Genomic DNA, 18,682 nt, shown 5'->3' with positions numbered 1-18,682 from the left:
GAAAGGAGCATTTTTTTACCCAAATCACAACAAAATATGACAAACTCCATCATGAATTTACAAAACCTTTACATTCAGTTAAAACAGAATTAACACTCTAGCGTTATTCTAATACACGTAGGACAAAACAACCATAATTTCTAGGGGGAATTAAAGAATGAAAAGCTTCAAATTTTTAGCAATGTCTATTATGCTTTCTTCATTAGTTGCTTTCGCAGCTGCATGTGGTAACGGAGAAGAAGAGCCAGCTGAAACTGGTACAGAAACTACTGAAAATGCAGAAACAACTGAAGGTGAAGAAGCTGCTGAATTAGAAGGAGAAGTAGGAATCGATGGTTCATCTACTGTATTCCCAATCGCAGAAGCTGTATCTGAAGAATTCTCAGCAGAACATGCATCAGTACAAGCTCCAGTAGGTTCATCTGGAACTGGTGGTGGATTTGAGAAGTTCACTGTTGGTGAAACTGATATTTCTCAAGCATCTCGTCCAATTAAAGATGAAGAAAAAGCTGCTGCTGAAGAAAATGGAATTGAGTATACTGAATTTCAAGTAGCATTTGATGGTTTATCTGTTGTAGTTAACAAAGAAAATGATTTTATTGATAAATTAACTGTTGAAGACTTAAAGAAACTTTGGGTTGAAGACGGAAAAGCTAAAAAATGGTCTGATATCAATCCAGACTGGCCTGCAGAAGAAGTTAAATTCTATTCACCTGGTACTGACTCAGGTACTTATGATTATTTTGATGAAGTAATTTTAGATGGAGAACAAATTGTTAAAGCAGCTACACTTTCAGAAGATGACAACGTACTTGTTCAAGGTGTAACTGGCGATAAAAATGCTATCGGTTATTTTGGTTATGCATACTACCTAGAAAATAAAGATAACTTAAAAGTTATTCCGATCGTAAACGAAGCTGGGGAAGCTGTTGAACCAACAAACGAAACTGTTAAATCAGGTGATTACAACCCACTTTCACGTCCGTTATTCATCTATGTAAACAATGCTTCAATCAAAGATAAAGCACAAGTGTATGAATATGTTAAATATTACCTTGAAAATGCTGCTACTTTTGCAGAAGAAGTTGGTTATGTAGCACTTCCTGAGGAAGAATATACAAAACAACTTGAAACTCTTGAAGGTTTAAAATAATACATTAATGTTAATGGGTGAGATGCGTAGTATCATGCTTCTCATCCTTCTTCCTATGTTTTGGAAAGGGGATTTTCAAAATGGCTCTATCAAATAGTCAAAGTGTGCGGGACATAATAAAAGAGAAAAAGTCAAAAAACAGCACAAATCAAATTATAGAAAAATTAATTCCAGGAATATTATTTATATTAGCCTTAATATCGATTTTAACAACGGTTGGTATTGTATTAACATTAATATTTGAAACAATCACTTTCTTCAACCGTGTTTCAATTGTAGAATTTTTCACATCGAAAGAATGGTATCCCTTCTTTGAGAACAATGCTTCATACGGAATTATTGCATTAGTTTCAGGAACATTATTAATCACAGTAATAGCTATTATTGTTGCCGTTCCAATTGGTTTAGCAGCAGCTATTTTCTTGAGTGAATATGCATCAGATCGAACTAGAAGAATCGTCAAACCGATATTAGAGGTATTAGCTGGAATTCCTACAATTGTTTATGGATTCTTTGCCTTAACATTTGTTACACCACTATTGCAAACATTAATTCCTGATTTACCTTTGTTTAATGCGCTTAGTCCTGGAATAGTCGTAGGGATTATGATCATCCCAATGATTGCATCTCTTTCTGAAGACGCGATGAGCTCTGTTCCAAACTCAATGAGAGAGGGAGCTTTAGCATTAGGAGCTACAAAGTTTGAAGTTACAATGAAGGTTATTCTTCCTGCTGCAATGTCAGGAATCGTAGCATCATTCGTATTAGGTATTTCTCGTGCTATTGGTGAAACAATGATTGTATCACTAGCTGGTGGAGCAACTCCTAAGTTGACATTTGATCCAACGGAATCAATCCAGACAATGACAGCATATATTGTACAGGTTAGTTCTGGTGATGCTGGTTATGGTACAACTATCTATTACAGTATATATGCTGTTGGGATAACATTGTTCTTGTTTACGTTAATTCTAAATTTAATAGCACAATATATTTCTCGTCGCTTTAGGGAGGAATACTAATATGAAGATGATCGATCGACAACTTGTAACTAAAAAAATGAGTGGGCGATTAGCATTAAATCAGACATTTAAAGGAATTTTTATTGCAGCTACGGTGTTAACACTTATTATCCTTGCTATTCTCTTATATCGGATATTCACTCAAGGATCTAGTCACTTTTCACTTGAGTTTTTCCAAAACTATGCATCTAGAAGACCAGAACAGTCTGGTATAAAAGCTGCAGTTGTTGGTTCACTTTGGGTTATGGCTGTAACTATACCTATAGCATTAATTTTATCTGTAGGTACTGCAATCTATTTAGAAGAATATGCAAAGAAAAGTAAACTAACGAGCTTTATTCAAACCAATATTTCAAACCTTGCAGGTGTACCTTCAATCGTTTTTGGTTTATTAGGTTTAACTGTTTTTGTACGTTTCTTTGATTTAGGACGAAGTATTTTAGCTGGTGGATTAACAATGGCATTACTTGTTTTACCTGTAATAGTTGTTGCTTCACAAGAAGCAATCCGCGCTGTTCCGAAACAACTTCGTGAAGCTTCTTATGGTATGGGGGCAACGAAATGGCAAACAATTCTGCGTGTTGTATTACCAGCGGCCATCCCTGGGATTGTCACAGGTAGTATATTGGCCTTTTCACGTGCGATAGGTGAAACAGCACCTTTACTTGTTGTTGGAGCGTTTGCTTTCGTTAATTACTTACCACAAAGCGTGATGGACTCATTTACAGTTATGCCAATTCAAATTTACAACTGGGCTGGAAGACCGCAGGTAGAATTCCAAGCTGTTGCAGCAGCGGGAATCATCGTGTTATTTATTTTCTTGATCGTTATGAACTCAGTTGCTGTGTTTATTCGTAATAAGTTCCAAAAACGTTATTAAATAGCTTTAATGGAGGGGTTTTCTTATGGAAAGTGTAAAGATTAATAGAGAAACTACACAAAAAAAAGAAGTAAAAGTAAATAAAAGTGTTGTTTATAAAACAGATAATTTGAACCTTTGGTATGGTAAAGATCAAGCGTTAAAAAATATTGATCTTGATATATATGAAAATGATGTAACAGCAATTATTGGACCATCAGGGTGCGGTAAATCGACATATATCAAAACACTTAATCGCATGGTTGAACTTATTCCAATCGTTCGAACCTCTGGTCAGATACTTTATCGTGATAAAAATATTTTTGATAAATCATATGGTGTTGAAGAACTTAGAACTCAAGTAGGTATGGTGTTTCAAAAACCAAATCCATTTCCTAAATCAATCTATGAGAACATTGCATATGGACCTAAGATTCATGGTATTAGAGATAAAAAATTGATTGATGAAATTGTAGAAAAAAGTCTTCGAGGAGCTGCTATTTGGGACGAAGTAAAAGACCGATTAAAGGAAAATGCATATGGTCTTTCTGGTGGTCAGCAACAACGTCTATGTATTGCACGTTGTTTGGCAATTGAGCCGGATGTCATCCTAATGGATGAGCCAACATCTGCTCTTGATCCAATCTCAACTCTTAAGGTTGAAGAATTAATTCAAGAGTTAAAAGAAAACTATAGTATCATTATTGTTACTCATAACATGCAACAAGCAGCCCGTATTTCTGACCGTACAGCATTCTTCCTAAACGGAGAAGTTGTAGAGTATACTGATACTGATCGTCTATTTTCAAACCCTTCTGATAAGCGTACTGAAGATTACATTACTGGTCGTTTCGGTTAAATTGAAAAAAAAGTCGTGCATATTCATTAGTAAGCACGACTTTTTTATTAATATTTATTATTAATCCATTAGTATTAGGCTATGTATCGCCATGCTTTTGTCAAAGGGGGATCCTAATAGATTCATTAACAGCCTTTTAGGCTGTTAATCTCATGCTTATTTAAAGGTATGTTGCTTTATTTTTTTATGAATTTAGGTTATGTATAGTATTTATAAGGGGATATTAAGGGATAGGGAGGTAGTTATGAATGAGTGTAAGAGAAAAATTTGATTTCGATTTAAAAAATTTACAAGATAAATTAATTGAAATAGGAAGCCTCACAGAAATTGCGTTAACGAAAGCAATAAATGCATTAGAAAACCAAAATATTGAGGAAGCACTAGAAATTATTGAGGATGACTATAGAGTTGATGAACTTGATGAAGAAATTAATGATTTAGCTATTTTATTGATTGCAAAGCAACAACCAGTTGCTGTTGATCTACGTAAAATCATTGTTGCGATCAAAATTGCAAGTGATATCGAAAGAATGGCTGACTTTGCTGTAAATATAGCCAAATCAACGATTAGAATTGGTGACGAGCCACTCGTTAAGCCTATCCACCATATTAAAAAAATGCATAAAATTGCTTTGGATATGCTCTCTTTGTCAATAAAGGCATATAACGAAGAAGATATCGTATTGGCTAAACAAGTGGCAGATATGGATGATCAAGTAGATGAATTATACGGTGAAACAATTAGTGATATACTGACTTTGTTGGAAACTCAAAAAGAATTTTCTCATCAACTTACACAACTATTGTTTATTTGCCGATACATCGAAAGAACTGCAGACCATTGTACAAACATTTCTGAGAATACGATGTACTTAGTAAAAGGACAACGTTATGATTTAAACAGTTAGTTCTACCTTTCTACTGAAGGTATTCAGGATATGTATACTTTCTAGAAATTTCATAAAAAACAGCCAAAAGATATTTCTTTTGGCTGTTTTTTTATGCTTATTTTGTTAAGACTTCTGCAAGCTGTTGAAAGCTCATACCTTTTTTTACATCGAATGTTCCAAGTTGGACCTTCTGATGATATCCGTTTTTAATTAAAAATTGATCAAATTCAAAGGAATCGCTAATGATACCATTTTGTTCGAGCATATTAGATATTTCGTTCGTGGTCATACCAGCAGAAACATTAAGTTTATACGTAATTGCTTGTTCTTCTTTTTCTTTTGCAGGTTCTTCTGTCTTTGGCTTTTCTTCCTTCACTGCTGTTTCTTGATTTTGTTCAGTTTGAGCAGATTGTTGTACTGCGGCATCTTTAGAAGCTAATAGCTCTTCATATTCTTCTGTTGATATTGAGATTTTTCCGTTATCTGTAAGATATGACTCAACTTCACTTGCAGTTGTCACCGTTTTTTTTGCATCAGCGGCAGCTGATTGATTTTCAGAGAAAAAATATGTTATCCCAAGTACAGATGTAGCAACAATCATACCTGCAGCAAATGCTTGAAATCCTGTTTTACTCATGTTAAAACCCTCTCATTCTTTTCAACAATTGAACGAACCTCTTCAACTGTCATACCTTCAGATAATGCGAGTGCTTCAAGGGACATTCCTTGGCGATATTTAGCTAAAATTCGAGTAGTATTAACTTGGCTGTCTTCTGTCGAGTTAGTTGTTTGCTCCGTAAATGGAGTATCGTTTTGCAAAAGCTCTTCTTCAACTACTCTCATTTTCTTTTTAAGTTTATAAATTTCTTGCATCGCCGATAATTGTAAATGATCTAGTTCTTGTTCTAGCTCTTTTACTTGATCACGTTGTAGATAAGATATTCCGATAAGCGCAATGCTTACAATAAACAAAATAATAATTACTATCGTCATTTTTTCACCTTCTATTGATTATTTCCCTTTTCATTTATATCATAAATTACGGTTCTAAAGAAGTCATTTTTATGAAAATTGTAGATTCTTGACGTTTTTTCTCTGTGGTGTTTCTAAGCAACATGATAAGATAAACATAAGTGTGAAAAGTGAAGAAAGAGGCCAACTATGAAACGAATTGACAACAGAAAAACAGATACTAATATTATTCGTGTTGAATCGACAACTTATGGGGATAGTATTGATACCATTCAATTAATTTCTTACCCGAATTTTTTACTAATCTCGTGGAGTATTGCCTCATCCACTCGAAACTTTTTAGAACAAATCTTGAAAGAGGATTTTGAAGATTTACATATGAGAATTATCTTATATAAGACTAATAATCAACAACAAATGACTGATTTTCATATCCGTGATATATCTGGTATTTTACGATTAGAACTTCTTCCTACGGGAACATACTATTGCGAGATCGTTACATCTAATTCACAGAATGAAACTATCACGATTAAACGATCATCGTCTTTATATTTTCTCCAAGAAAAATCTGATCAAAGTAAAAAATATGAGTGGAAGCAGCCTGCTTTGGATCAGCAATCGTGGCTGCGAGCTTACTCGAGCTATACTATTTATGATTGAGGAAAGGTGCTTCCTTTGAAAAGTGATTTAGTTGCAACTGTATTACTTCTTACAACAGAATATGGTGAGCATATTATTGGGGGACTAGGAAGACATGTTACTGATTTAACAATAGAAGGGTCTAAGTGTGGAATAACTTATATTGTTATTACTGTTTCACAAGATAATTATGAATCCTATACAATTGAAAATGGTATACATGTTTATCGCTTGTTACCTTGGCAAAAAACATCAAAGGATTTTCTAGAGTACATTCGAAATATTAATTTTCGATTTACACAGTTTGTTTTGCAAGAATTGGATTATACTTTTGATCTTATTCATGCACATGATTGGTTAATGGGGATTGCAGCTAATCACATAAAAAAAACGTTAAATTTGCCATTACTCTCAACGATCCATGCAACTGAGACTGGGAGAAAGCTGGGAATGATTGATACGATTTCAAAGACGATTATAGAATATGAGTCAAATTTAATTCGAAATTCTAATCATATCATTGTATGCAGTTTATATATGAAAAACGTGTTAAAAAATGAGTTAAGCTGTCAGACTAATAAAATAGAAGTTATTCCCAATGGGATTATTCCTAGCAATTATCAATCGGTTTTAGAGAGGGAAGAAGCATTCAAATCTTTTTCATTTATCAACTCACCTTTTATACTAGCAATGGGAAGACTTGTTAAAGAAAAGGGTTTTCATCTATTGATCCAAGCTTTTTCTGAAATAGTCGATGATTATCCTGATTTATATCTAGTTATTGCTGGTGTCGGGCCTTATCAAAATGAGCTTATACAATTAGCTATGGATTTACATATAGAGAATAAGATTAAATTTCCAGGTTTTGTGAATGAACAGGAACGAAATACATTACTTTCAAGGTGTGAAATAGTTGTCGTTCCAAGTTTATATGAACCATTTGGAATTATTTCACTTGAGGGGATGATAGCCGCTAAGCCGGTTGTTTCCTTTAATATAGGTGGGCTAGCTGAAATTCTTGCTCATAACCGTGGACTAATTGTAAATGAATTAAGTAGTAAGTGCTTAGGTGAAATCCTTCAATCCTATCTATTACAACCACTGAAGTATAATAATATGGTGATGTCTGGGTTCGAAGCTGCGAGCTCGCAATATAATCTGTCAAATCTTATCTATCATACTGTAGAATTATATCGAAAAATAACAAATAAAAGGTAAAGAACAATCTTTATATAAAATATCATGAAATACATGTGGAATTTGTTAAATAAAAATGATATTATATTATAGTCTGATTTATTTTATAGTTTTTTTAAGTTTGGAGGGAAAGAAACATGCGTGTGAATATTACATTAGCTTGCACAGATTGCGGCGATCGCAACTATATTTCTAAAAAGAACAAACGTAATAACCCAGATCGTCTTGAGCTTAAAAAATATTGCTCAAGAGAGAAAAAAATGACTCTACACCGTGAAACAAAGTAAGCAGTAGGAATTTTATTCCTACTGTTTTTTTTTATAAAAATTTTTAATGAATGATTTAGAAATAACGTTTTAATGAAAGGCTTTTTTCTAAGAGATTGTTGCTTATAAACAAAAATTATTTTGGTTGATTGGAGCGGAAGTGCTTGTAGCGGGACAGGTGAGACTCATGCAGGCGTTTACGCCGAGGAGGCTCACCGCAGGCCCCGCGGAAAGCGAGCATCCCTCGCTGCAATCAACCAAACCGTATTACTTGGTAAATAGCAACAAAGTTTGCGAAAACAGCCTAATGAAAAGCTATATTCTAAAGTGTTTACTACTCTTCTTAAAAACAGTGATCTTCATCTGCATTTCCAGCTATAATGTTAATGAGGAGGATGAATGCAATTGGACAAAAACAATTTTAGAACTCTAATAAAGAAAAAGTTAGCTGAAATGGACGAAGCAACATACTTTAAGTATTCAGCAGCTATTCATAAACAATTATTTACTTTGAAAATTTGGGAAGAAGCAAATACGATTGCGGTGACAATTTCAAATGAACGGGAGGTTAATACTACTGCCATTATTGAAAAAGCTTGGAAAGCGAAGAAACGAATTGTTGTGCCTAAATGTGATCCTTCAACAAAAACAATGGAGTTTAGAGAGATCACATCATTTGATCAGCTTGAGCGTGTGTTTTTTGGCTTATTAGAGCCGAAGGTACAAGAAACAGAAAAAGTATCTCCTAATGAAATTGATCTTATGATTGTTCCTGGTATTTGTTATGACCGCCGAGGCTTTCGTATCGGGTATGGTGGAGGATATTTTGATCGTTATTTAACACAATATCACAACCATACGTTGTCGATAGCCTTTTCTTGTCAAATCGTTGAGAGTGTCCCTTCTGAGCGACATGACATACCTGTTACAACGATTATAACTGAACATGGGGCCGTTAACTAAGATGCGGGATGTCGAATTAATGATAGCCATTTTCTTTATACTAGTGATTTCTATCACTGGATGGAAGCTTAAATCGTTAACACTGGGCGGGGCAATGGGAGCTATTGTAGTAGGTTTGTCCATTTATGTTGGATATTCCTTTCAAGGTCTTTTATTGTTGGGGGGGTTTTTTGGTAGTTCTAGTTTATTAAGTAAGGTACAAAGTGCTAAGAAATCTAACCTTTTGGACTTGCTTGAAAAAGGTGATCGTAGAGACATGATTCAAGTCATGGCAAATGGAGGAGTCCCTGCAATTCTTAGTATTTTCGCCGCAATAAATGGAATTTCCGATCAGGCTTTGTTAGTAGTTTTTTGTATTTCTATTGCTGCAGCAAATGCGGATACATGGGCATCTGAAATCGGAACTTTAAGTAAACAAAAGCCAAGGCTGCTTTTAACATTAAAGAAGGTAGAGAGAGGTACGTCTGGTGCTGTATCCTCACTTGGTACTTGTGCAGCTATAGCAGGAGCTGCTTTTATTAGTTTGGCAGCATCTTTTTTGTTTTCACTTTCACTGACAGAACTACTATATATTTTAGCTTTTGGTTTTATTGGGAATTTGATTGATACTCTATTGGGTCAAACAATCCAAAATAAATATAAATGTAGCAATTGTGGAAAGGTTACAGAAAAACAAGTTCATTGCAGTAAAAGGAGTAAAAAGCACGCAAAGTACAGTTTTCTAAATAATGATGCAGTAAACTTCTTTTCGATTGCAATTTCAACGATTTTAGGATGGATAATCCTTTCCTAACTACATAATTTATATGATTATTCTATATTTTAAGGATAAAACCAGTCTTTTCTACTAAAAATACCTGTAGGAGGGATGTGTATGAGAAGATTAATTATGCTAGCTGCAGGTATATTCGCGATCTATCAATATCGATATCGAATTGTAAATTTCGTTCTGGGTCAACCTGCAATAAGAAGATATTTTATTCAATTATCAATGAGAGTTCCATTCTTAAGAGAGCGTTTTATTAATCGCGCCTTTCATTCATGATCAGATCATCTGAAAGGTGAAAGAGGTTGAATACTTCAAGATAAATATGAAGTGGAATAAAGTTTAAAGAATGACAACAACATGATCTCATTATATAAAAAGCTGTTCATAACTTATGACAGCTTTTTCATTGTCTTCATGATGACCAAGCAGTATTCTTCCTTTTGACTTTAACAACTTGTTATAATAAAGAAAAATGAATGTCGGAGCGGATAAAATGGTGATTGATCAGGATTATTTTTATTGGTCATTAATTGAGGAGCTAGTATTGAAACAAAAATATACGATTTTAGCGATATCTCAAGATAGTCATGAGGTATTATTAGAGCCGTTTCGTAATAAACAATTTTCGATCGTAAGATTAAGGCGAATGGACGTCGATTGGGGAAATTCACTTGCTTTGGATATACAACATGCTGGTCAAAAGTTCGAACAACTTTTAAGAAGCGGTGTAAGAGGACCAATTCATGTTATGAATATATATGTTTCAAGTTTACCTCCTGTGGATGATTATCCTGAAGAATTTGAAAAAGGATACAGTAGATTAAAAGGTAAAATTGACATTACTTCTACCTTATTAGTAAAGAATGAGTTGGAAGAAGGGCTGCAAAAACTTGAAGAGGCATTAAACGTTCCGTTAATACATAAAATCGAGAATCAACCGGCACAGAACATTGAGATAGAAGATATTCAACAGGTAAGGAATCGTGTAATCAATCATCATAATCAATTGAGAGATGAAGAAAGGGAAATCTTCCAAAATGGAAAACCTTTTTTTACATATATTTTTCTAGCAATCCAAATTATTATGTTTTTATTTTTAGAATTATTTGGGGGCAGTACTAACACTGAGACATTAATTCGTTTTGGTGCAAAATATAATCCGCTTATTTTTGAAGGAGAATGGTGGAGATTTTTTACACCAGTTGTATTACATATTGGATTTTTACATTTACTAATGAATAGTGTTTCCCTTTATTACATTGGACCTGCAGTTGAACGAGCGTATGGTTCATTTAAATTTTTGTTCATTTATTTCGTTTCAGGGATCGCTGGTACAATTGTTAGCTTCGCATTTAGCCCATCTTTATCTGCTGGAGCCTCCGGTGCCATATTTGGCTGTTTTGGTGCATTGCTATATATAGGGGTTCATAATCGAGAAGTTTTTTTTCGGACAATGGGTTCAAATCTTTTAGTTATTGTGGGAATCAACTTAGCGCTCGGATTTGTTATACCTTCTGTTGATAACGCAGGCCATATTGGCGGGTTAGTAGGCGGTTTTTTAGCTGCTCTAATTGTCCAGTTACCTAAAAAGAAACTAATTCTTTACAGACTGATAGGTTTGATTGCTACAGTGATTTTATTAGTAGGATTTTATCGTTACGGTATGAACCAAGCCGAAATCCAATATACAACGATTCGAGGTCAGGAATTAATAAAGGAAGAGAAATTTCAAGAAGCATATTCTTTATTAAGCAACGCAATTGTGAATGAAAACAGCGCAAATAATGATTTATTGTTATTGCTATCTGTAACTGAAATTGAATTAAGGAAATTTGATCAAGCGGAACAACATTTACAACAAATTATTTCTAATGATGATTCCATTCACCAAGCACACTATTTTCTTGCAGTTTTATATATAAATATAGGTGAAATTTCCTTAGCGGAGGAAGCGATCGCCAACGCGCTTAAATATGAACCAACAAATGAGGGGTACAAATCATTTAAGAATTCTATTCATAACTAGGCTTTTATTGTCGATAAAGCTCTGTTTCTAAAAATCATCTTAGGCATAGTGACACCTGAAAAGGTTAATCACTATGCCTTTAATTTTATAATATTTTCTTAAGTAAAGTCAGAATTGGTTAAAGAAAAGGGACAACTCTTCTCAAACAATTACGTGTAATCATGAATTGCCAAAAGGACGTGAAAAACAGATTAAGGTTTAACCACATAAACTTTTGATAACAAAATATTAAACATATTCTAGGTATGTATTTCCATCTTTTCGTCTAAGATGATTAACAAATTGTGTTACGGAATGGAGAAATCTTATGACGTATGAAGTGGAAAAGAAAATTGTCTCAAAGGATTTCCAAGAAAATATTTCATATTTATCGGAACGACTCGGTGTTAATAAAAGCTTTGATGTAATCCAGCTTGATCTTGAATATGCAGGTAGGAACATGGCATTGTTTATGATTGATGGTTTTGTAAAGGATGACATCCTGCATTATTTAATGAGATATTTATCAGAATTATCTCCAGAACAGCTTAAAGAAGACACACTTGGAAGGTTATTAAAGACTTATATTCCTTATGTGGAAATAGATAAGTCAAATGATTTAAATAAAGTTGTACATACAGTATTGGCAGGTCCGACGGCACTAGTTGTTGATGGTATTGACGAGGTTATCTTTATTGATGCACGTACGTATCCTGTTAGGGGACCAGAGGAACCCGATATGGAGCGAGTTGTACGTGGATCGAGAGACGGGTATGTAGAAACAATTGTTTTTAATACGGCATTAACAAGAAGGCGGATTAGAGATCGGTCACTTCGTATGGAATATTTACAAGTTGGAAGACGATCAAAAACAGATGTGGTTGTTTGTTATTTAGAAGAAATAGCAGATCTTGATCATGTAAAGGAATTAAAAAAGTCATTAGAAGCAATTGATACAGATGGATTGCCAATGGGAGAAAAAACAATTGAAGAATTTATTTCAGGTGGGCATTTTAATCCATATCCTAAAGTCCGATATACTGAGCGTCCAGATACTGCTGCATCGCATTTGTATGAGGGGCATGTCATTGTATTCGTCGATGGGTCGCCAAGTGCACTTATAACACCGACTACTTTTTGGCACCATCTTCAACATGCTGAGGAATATCGAAATAAACCTATAGTGGGAGCTTATTTACGTCTAGTTCGTTTTTTAGGTGTTTGGGCATCACTCTTTCTTTTACCATTATGGTACTTATTCGCGCAAAACACAGATTTATTACCAACCGGATTTGAATTTATTGGTATTAATGAAAAAGGTGCAATTCCTTTAATCATACAGTTTTTACTTATTGAGGTAGGTCTTGATATGTTAAGGATGGCAGCTATCCATACTCCTTCCTCATTAGCGACAGCACTTGGGTTAGTGGCCGCACTTATGATTGGTTCAGTAGCTGTAGAGGTTGGATTGTTGACAAATGAAGTTATTCTTTATTTTGCAATCGTTGCAATCGGATCATTTGCTACACCGAGCTATGAACTAGGGCTTGCAAATCGGCTCGTCCGTATCATGTTGTTACTCTTAACAGCCTGGTTAGGTGTTATTGGATTTGTTGGTGGGACAACACTATGGATTATTTTATTAGCTCGTATGAAATCATTTGATGTTCCATATCTTTATCCACTCATTCCATTTAATTACAGAGCTATGCGAGATGTCTTATTTAGATCTCCAATGCCATTAAAAAACAGACGACCAACATTTTTGCATCCACATGACCCAGACCGATAATCACATATTAGCAGACTAGTTCAAATGAGAATTAGTCTGCTTTTTTGTTTAGAACTTTTTAAAAAGTTAAACGTTTTCTTGACGCTTTACACTTTTCATTTATACTTTAAAGTAGACCTTATCTTAAGCTAGATTCTTCATTATATAAAAGGGTGATTAAGTGAAAACAATTTATGATATTCAACAGCTATTAAAAAACTTTGGAACATTTATTTACGTTGGGGATCGAATAGCTGATTTAGAATTAATGGAAGAAGAAGTGAGGCAATTGTTTCAATCAAATTTAATGGAAGCAAAAGATTACCAAGTGGCCATTCTTTTGTTAAGACAGGAAATACAAAAACTAAGAAGTTAATACTAAAAGGCTAATAATAAAATAATCAATAACTTTGTTTCAATCAAGCAATAAGTAAGAGGTAATATTGAAATTCCAGGATATACCTACATATATAATAGTAGAAAAAGGTGAAAAATGATGAATGAAAAATGGTTAGTTGGAATTGATTTAGGTGGTACGACAATAAAAATGGCTTTTGTAAATCAGTATGGTGAAATTGTTGAAAAATGGGAAATACCAACAGACAAATCCGGGAAAGAAATAACAACCGATATTGCAAAAGCAATCGATGCTAAACTTGCTGAATTAGGTTATCCAAAAACTAAGCTTGCAGGGATTGGTATGGGTGCTCCTGGTCCAGTAAATTTGTTAACGGGTCTCGTATATAAAACGACTAACTTAGGATGGGAAAATTTCCCTCTAAAAGATCATCTTGAGGTGGAAACAGGCTTACCAGCTGTTATTGATAATGATGCAAATATTGCTGCAATTGGTGAGATGTGGAAAGGTGCTGGAGATGGTGCGAAGGACTTAATTTGTGTCACACTTGGTACAGGTGTTGGTGGAGGCTTAATCGCAAATGGAGAAATTATTCATGGTGCAAATGGTGCAGGCGGGGAAATTGGCCATATAACTGTTGTACCAAATGGTGGTGCACCATGTAATTGTGGAAAAACAGGCTGTATTGAAACGATCGCATCTGCAACAGGAATTGTTCGGGTAGCAAAGGAAAAACTTGCGACAACTGATAAAAAGAGTGTTCTTCACGAAATAGTAGAAAAAAATGCTGAATTATCATCAAAAGACGTATTTGATGCTTTTAATCAAGGTGACGTTATCGCTGAAGAAATTATTGATTATGTTACTTTCCAATTAGGTTTAGCTCTTGCCAATATCTCTAATGGATTAAATCCTGAAAAAATTGTTATTGGTGGAGGAGTTTCAAAAGCAGGGGACAGCTTAATTACTAAGGTGGAGCACTATTTTAAACGCTTTGCATTTCCAAGAGTAGCCGAAGCGGCGGAAATTAAAATTGCCACACTTGGGAATGATGCAGGAGTAATTGGTGGAGCATGGCTTGCAAAAACGAAACTATCTAATAAATAAACAATGATGAATACGGATATAGTATAAAGGAGCCTCATAAGAGTGCTCCTTTTAATTTCGCGTATATTTTGAAAAATTTTTATTTTAAACGAAACTTTTTAATGAATCAAACGTCTAATAAGAGGGTTAATTGAATAAGCTAAACATTATAATTCTATCATGCTATTGTTATGACAATATTAAAAATGATTGATTTTTTGTAAAAGAAGTATTAAGATATGATTTAGTTATTTCATTATAAACCTAATATTGGAAATCATAAGAGATATAAACGAGCAATTTTCCCATGGGGATGAGGAGGTAGATTCATGGGTAAGAAGTCCTTTTCAAAAATTTCATTTTTACTTATCGCAACACTCTTTATGTGGATCAAAACCTATATTGTCTATAAAACTAGTTTTGATATCAAAATTGAAAACTTTACACAAGAAATAATCTTATTTATTAATCCAATAAGCTTCCTACTCTTTATTTTTGGAATCGGCTTATTCATGAAGGAAAAGAATAGAAACCGCTACATACTTGGAGCTAGTATTTTTATCACCATTATTTTATTAGCTAATATGGTTTTTTACCGTTTCTATAACGACTTCCTAACAATTCCAGTTTTATTTCAGACAAGCAACATGGGAGACTTAGGCAGTAGTATTACAGGCTTATTCTTACCAACAGATATTTTAATGCTTGTTGATCTTGCTGTATTATTCTGGCTATTAAAAAAGCCGGCATTCAAACCTGTATCACAATTAACGAGAAAAGAACGTTCTGCTTATTTTTTGTTAGTTGCAGCTGTATTTTTCTTCAATTTAGGCTTAGCGGAAACAGAACGTCCGCAATTATTAACACGTACTTTTGATCGTGAAATGCTTGTAAAGAATATTAGCGTGTTCAATTTTCATATTTATGATGCATTTTTACAATCAAAAACATCTGCTCAACGTGCATTAGCAGACAGCAATAGCCTAGTTGAGATTGAGAACTATGTAAATGCGAATCGTAAGGAACCTTCAAAAGATCTGCATGGTATTGCTGAAGGACGTAATGTCATTTTAATATCAATGGAATCTTTACAAAACTTTGTCATAAATGAAAAATTAAATGGCCAAGAAATCACGCCATTTCTAAACAGTTTAATCAAGCAAAGTTATTATTTCGAAAATTTTTATCATCAAACAGGTCAGGGGAAAACATCTGACTCAGAATTTATCGTTGATAATTCTTTATATCCACTAGGGCGCGGAGCTGTTTACTTTACAAATAGTAATAACGAGTACACAGCAACACCAGAAATCTTAAAAGAAAATGGATACTATTCATCCATCTTTCATGCTAATAACAAAAGTTTCTGGAACCGTGATATTATGTATAAAACTTTAGGTTATGATCGTTTCTTTGATGTGAATGATTATGAAGTAACAGCAGAAAATTCAATTGGCTGGGGATTAAAGGATATGGACTTTATGGATCAGACTGTACAGCATATTAACACCCTGCCACAACCGTTCTATACAAGACTTATTACGTTAACAAACCATTTCCCATTTGATTTAGGGGAAGAAGATAAGATGATTGATGAATTTGATTCAAACAGTAAAACATTGAATCAATATATACCAACAGTTCGTTATATGGATGAATCCATCAAACATTTCTTTGAAAAATTAAAAGAAACAGATGTTTATGAAAACTCCATTATCATTTTATATGGAGATCATTATGGGATTTCAGAAAACCATAATGTCGCTATGGAAAAATTCATAGGTAAAGAGATAACGCCTTTTGAATCAATTCAATTGCAACGTGTTCCTTTTATCGTCCATATTCCAGGTGTCACGGATAAAAATCCACAAGTATTCTCTAAGGTTGCAGGTCAAATTGATATAAAACCAACAATAATGAGCTTACTTGGCATAGATACAAGTGATCATATACAATTCGGTACAGATGTTCTTTCTGATGATAAACTGCCTTTCACTGTGTTAAGAGATGGTAGCTTTATTACTGATAAAAACGTTTATACACGTGGCTTCTGTTATGATAAAGCTACTGGTGAGGAAACAGATCAAAATGTTTGCGAACCTTATTTAGAGAAGTCGAAGCAAGAGCTTAATTATTCGGATAAAATTATTTACGGCGATTTACTCCGGTTTTATGGAAATGAAGCAGAGGCTGTAAGTGGTGAAAAAATCAATTCAACGACTGAAACGAATTAGTAAAAGAACTGACTCGAAAAAGTGCATTTCCTCATCTAAAGGAAAAGACTTTAAGAGTCAGTTTTTTTTATATATAAAGAGGGTGTTTTCGCAAACTTTGTTACTATTTACCAAGTCTTCCGGTGTGCCTCCTCGGCTTAAACACCTGCATGAGTCTCATCTGTCCCGCTGCACCTGCTGGAGTCTCGCAATCCGCTCCAATCAACCTTAAATAGTCTTTTTCTTTTTAAAAGCAACAATTTCTTAGAAAAGAGCCCATATAAAAGATAAAATCATCGGTACCTAACAACAAAACATGGCTTACTACATAAGCTAAAAAGAAATGGGCACTGAGGAGGTTACATGGCAATGTTGATTCGCTTAAAGAAAGGCATAGCATGGAATGAACTTTCAAAATATCTTAATTTACAGCCACAATTATTGATTGATTGTAATAGAACTAAGAATGTACTTGTTACTGATATGATTGATGCTAATACTCAAATACACATACCGGCTTATACATTTGCTGATCTTGGAAATAATGAATGGATCGAAATTCTTACATCAGAGAATCATGTTCATCGAGATGATAAGCTTTTAAATACAAGGAAGCCATATAATTCCGAATGTTTATATGCTGATATTGACTTACTGCTTGAAAAGTTTCCGTTTGTGAAAAAAGAAATCATTGGGTATAGTGTTCTTGGGAACCCCATTATTGAACTAACGATTGGTCATGGTATAAAAAGGGTCCACATGAATGGTTCTTTTCATGCGAATGAATGGATCACTACAAGTATTATGATGCATTGGCTCCATGACTATTTAAACTCCTTAGTAAAAAAAGAATACTTTGAGGGCATAGATTGTTATCCACTCTATCTTAATACGTCAATATCCTTTGTACCAATGGTTAATCCCGATGGTGTTGATCTTGTACGGAATGGTTTACCAGAAAACACATCATTACATGATGCGCTTCTAGCAATGAATGATCAAAGTCTTGATTTTTCGCAATGGAAAGCAAATATACGTGGGATTGATCTTAATAATCAATATCCCGCAAATTGGGAAATAGAAAAAGAGCGTAAAATCCCAAAATCCCCTGCTCCACGTGATTATCCAGGAGATACACCATTGTCAGAACCAGAATCAATTGCCCTTGCAGAGCTTCTAAGGAAACGGCAATTTAATCGTATCTTAGCCTTTCATACGCAAGGAGAAGAAATCTATTGGGGCTACCTAAGAAAGGAACCTGATGAGGCTGAACGAATTGTAAACGAATTTGAAAAGTTAAGCGGCTATAAGGCTGTTAGAGATATTGACAGTCATGCAGGCTTTCGTGATTGGTTTGTTAACGAGTGGCGAAGACCTGGCTTTACCATCGAATTAGGTATTGGTGTTAATCCTTTACCATTTTCACAATTTGAAGAAATATATCAAAAAAGCAAGGGGATTTTTTTAGCAGCATTATATATGTAGGAAAAATATATACAAGAAAGGTATTGGATGATGCCAATACCTTTAAAAATGAAAAAATACAAAAAGATGAAACGTAATCAGGTTAAAAAACGTATGATTATTAAGATGAATTTTTGCGAAAGATACGAATAAGTTTTAATAAAGGACAAATGAAAAGTAACGAGAGCCGGGG

Annotated in this window: 19 protein-coding genes; 17 read left to right on the top strand and 2 right to left on the bottom strand. The window is 34.2% G+C overall.

From position 1 onward, the window contains the following. Positions 1-157: 157 nt before the first annotated feature. The 5 genes from GMB29_RS19690 to phoU all read left to right on the top strand — a co-directional run bounded on the left by GMB29_RS19690 (position 158) and on the right by phoU (position 4,801). Entirely contained in the window at positions 158-1,153 is a 996-nt protein-coding gene (locus GMB29_RS19690; protein ID WP_136353214.1) for a PstS family phosphate ABC transporter substrate-binding protein, read from the top strand. Between the two features lie 80 nt (positions 1,154-1,233). Further along, entirely contained in the window at positions 1,234-2,175 is a 942-nt protein-coding gene (gene pstC, locus GMB29_RS19685; RefSeq protein WP_136353212.1) for a phosphate ABC transporter permease subunit PstC, read from the top strand. A gap of 1 nt (position 2,176) precedes the next feature. Next, positions 2,177-3,055 (top strand): phosphate ABC transporter permease PstA, encoded by an 879-nt coding sequence (gene pstA, locus GMB29_RS19680; protein WP_136353210.1) that lies wholly within the window; start codon positions 2,177-2,179, stop codon positions 3,053-3,055. Positions 3,056-3,080: 25 nt separating this feature from the next. Beyond that, positions 3,081-3,893: a phosphate ABC transporter ATP-binding protein PstB gene (pstB, locus tag GMB29_RS19675; protein ID WP_136353208.1), complete on the top strand. Its 813-nt coding sequence runs from the start codon at positions 3,081-3,083 to the stop codon at positions 3,891-3,893. Between the two features lie 248 nt (positions 3,894-4,141). Continuing rightward, a complete protein-coding gene (gene phoU / locus GMB29_RS19670; RefSeq protein ID WP_136353206.1) occupies positions 4,142-4,801 on the top strand; it encodes a phosphate signaling complex protein PhoU in 660 nt (219 codons plus the stop codon). A 97-nt stretch (positions 4,802-4,898) separates the two neighbouring features. Here phoU and GMB29_RS19665 read toward each other — a convergent pair whose 3' ends face one another. Both GMB29_RS19665 and GMB29_RS19660 read right to left on the bottom strand, forming a co-directional pair. Next, complete coding sequence (locus GMB29_RS19665) at positions 4,899-5,420, bottom strand: endolytic transglycosylase MltG (protein WP_136353204.1); 522 nt, start codon at positions 5,418-5,420, stop codon at positions 4,899-4,901. Continuing rightward, complete coding sequence (locus GMB29_RS19660) at positions 5,417-5,776, bottom strand: hypothetical protein (RefSeq protein WP_136353202.1); 360 nt, start codon at positions 5,774-5,776, stop codon at positions 5,417-5,419. The genes GMB29_RS19665 and GMB29_RS19660 overlap by 4 nt, the downstream gene beginning before the upstream one ends. A 168-nt stretch (positions 5,777-5,944) precedes the next feature. Between GMB29_RS19660 and GMB29_RS19655 the strand changes: the two genes are divergently transcribed. The 12 genes from GMB29_RS19655 (at position 5,945) to GMB29_RS19605 (ending at position 18,510) form a co-directional block, all read left to right on the top strand. Further along, positions 5,945-6,418: a hypothetical protein gene (locus GMB29_RS19655; protein ID WP_136353200.1), complete on the top strand. Its 474-nt coding sequence runs from the start codon at positions 5,945-5,947 to the stop codon at positions 6,416-6,418. A 15-nt stretch (positions 6,419-6,433) separates the two neighbouring features. Continuing rightward, the gene (locus tag GMB29_RS19650; protein ID WP_168733827.1) at positions 6,434-7,615 is read left to right on the top strand and encodes a glycosyltransferase family 4 protein; all 1,182 of its coding nucleotides are present in this window, start codon (positions 6,434-6,436) and stop codon (positions 7,613-7,615) included. A gap of 116 nt (positions 7,616-7,731) precedes the next feature. Beyond that, entirely contained in the window at positions 7,732-7,881 is a 150-nt protein-coding gene (gene rpmG, locus GMB29_RS19645; protein WP_136353196.1) for a 50S ribosomal protein L33, read from the top strand. A gap of 384 nt (positions 7,882-8,265) precedes the next feature. After that, on the top strand, positions 8,266-8,823 hold the full coding sequence (locus GMB29_RS19640) for a 5-formyltetrahydrofolate cyclo-ligase (RefSeq protein ID WP_406600281.1): 558 nt from the start codon (positions 8,266-8,268) through the stop codon (positions 8,821-8,823). A gap of 19 nt (positions 8,824-8,842) precedes the next feature. Further along, entirely contained in the window at positions 8,843-9,616 is a 774-nt protein-coding gene (locus GMB29_RS19635; protein ID WP_136353192.1) for a DUF92 domain-containing protein, read from the top strand. Positions 9,617-9,697: 81 nt separating this feature from the next. After that, positions 9,698-9,868, top strand: a complete 171-nt coding sequence (locus GMB29_RS27105; protein WP_168733826.1) for a hypothetical protein — start codon at positions 9,698-9,700, stop codon at positions 9,866-9,868. Between the two features lie 217 nt (positions 9,869-10,085). After that, positions 10,086-11,618 carry a rhomboid family intramembrane serine protease gene (locus GMB29_RS19630; RefSeq protein ID WP_196305198.1) on the top strand — a complete coding sequence of 511 codons (1,533 nt, stop codon included), beginning with the start codon at positions 10,086-10,088 and terminating at the stop codon, positions 11,616-11,618. Between the two features lie 307 nt (positions 11,619-11,925). Then, positions 11,926-13,389 carry a spore germination protein gene (locus GMB29_RS19625; RefSeq protein WP_136353188.1) on the top strand — a complete coding sequence of 488 codons (1,464 nt, stop codon included), beginning with the start codon at positions 11,926-11,928 and terminating at the stop codon, positions 13,387-13,389. 160 nt (positions 13,390-13,549) lie between these two features. After that, on the top strand, positions 13,550-13,744 hold the full coding sequence (locus GMB29_RS19620; protein WP_136353186.1) for a YqgQ family protein: 195 nt from the start codon (positions 13,550-13,552) through the stop codon (positions 13,742-13,744). 120 nt (positions 13,745-13,864) lie between these two features. Next, positions 13,865-14,833, top strand: a complete 969-nt coding sequence (locus tag GMB29_RS19615; protein WP_136353184.1) for an ROK family glucokinase — start codon at positions 13,865-13,867, stop codon at positions 14,831-14,833. Positions 14,834-15,141: 308 nt separating this feature from the next. Continuing rightward, entirely contained in the window at positions 15,142-17,046 is a 1,905-nt protein-coding gene (locus tag GMB29_RS19610) for an LTA synthase family protein (RefSeq protein WP_136353182.1), read from the top strand. A 342-nt stretch (positions 17,047-17,388) separates the two neighbouring features. Further along, entirely contained in the window at positions 17,389-18,510 is a 1,122-nt protein-coding gene (locus GMB29_RS19605) for a M14 family metallopeptidase (RefSeq protein ID WP_136353180.1), read from the top strand. Positions 18,511-18,682 lie beyond the last annotated feature (172 nt).

This window comes from Metabacillus sediminilitoris (assembly GCF_009720625.1).
In the GTDB taxonomy this organism is placed as follows: Bacteria; Bacillota; Bacilli; order Bacillales; family Bacillaceae; genus Metabacillus; species Metabacillus sediminilitoris.
Note: the sequence above shows the minus strand (reverse complement) of the source record. Positions and strands in the feature narration are given on the sequence as shown.

What these genes read in the sequence shown, in the direction of transcription:
- GMB29_RS19635 (WP_136353192.1), top strand. Translation starts at nt 8,843, where the DNA reads ATGATAGCCATTTTCTTTATACTAGTGATTTCTATCACTGGATGGAAG.
- rpmG (WP_136353196.1), top strand. Translation starts at nt 7,732, where the DNA reads ATGCGTGTGAATATTACATTAGCTTGCACAGATTGCGGCGATCGCAAC.
- GMB29_RS19630 (WP_196305198.1), top strand. Translation starts at nt 10,086, where the DNA reads ATGGTGATTGATCAGGATTATTTTTATTGGTCATTAATTGAGGAGCTA.
- GMB29_RS19665 (WP_136353204.1), bottom strand. Translation starts at nt 5,420, where the DNA reads ATGAGTAAAACAGGATTTCAAGCATTTGCTGCAGGTATGATTGTTGCT.
- GMB29_RS19610 (WP_136353182.1), top strand. Translation starts at nt 15,142, where the DNA reads ATGGGTAAGAAGTCCTTTTCAAAAATTTCATTTTTACTTATCGCAACA.
- GMB29_RS19615 (WP_136353184.1), top strand. Translation starts at nt 13,865, where the DNA reads ATGAATGAAAAATGGTTAGTTGGAATTGATTTAGGTGGTACGACAATA.
- GMB29_RS19625 (WP_136353188.1), top strand. Translation starts at nt 11,926, where the DNA reads ATGACGTATGAAGTGGAAAAGAAAATTGTCTCAAAGGATTTCCAAGAA.
- GMB29_RS19655 (WP_136353200.1), top strand. Translation starts at nt 5,945, where the DNA reads ATGAAACGAATTGACAACAGAAAAACAGATACTAATATTATTCGTGTT.
- GMB29_RS19605 (WP_136353180.1), top strand. Translation starts at nt 17,389, where the DNA reads ATGGCAATGTTGATTCGCTTAAAGAAAGGCATAGCATGGAATGAACTT.
- pstC (WP_136353212.1), top strand. Translation starts at nt 1,234, where the DNA reads ATGGCTCTATCAAATAGTCAAAGTGTGCGGGACATAATAAAAGAGAAA.
- GMB29_RS27105 (WP_168733826.1), top strand. Translation starts at nt 9,698, where the DNA reads ATGAGAAGATTAATTATGCTAGCTGCAGGTATATTCGCGATCTATCAA.
- phoU (WP_136353206.1), top strand. Translation starts at nt 4,142, where the DNA reads ATGAGTGTAAGAGAAAAATTTGATTTCGATTTAAAAAATTTACAAGAT.
- GMB29_RS19660 (WP_136353202.1), bottom strand. Translation starts at nt 5,776, where the DNA reads ATGACGATAGTAATTATTATTTTGTTTATTGTAAGCATTGCGCTTATC.
- pstB (WP_136353208.1), top strand. Translation starts at nt 3,081, where the DNA reads ATGGAAAGTGTAAAGATTAATAGAGAAACTACACAAAAAAAAGAAGTA.
- pstA (WP_136353210.1), top strand. Translation starts at nt 2,177, where the DNA reads ATGAAGATGATCGATCGACAACTTGTAACTAAAAAAATGAGTGGGCGA.
- GMB29_RS19690 (WP_136353214.1), top strand. Translation starts at nt 158, where the DNA reads ATGAAAAGCTTCAAATTTTTAGCAATGTCTATTATGCTTTCTTCATTA.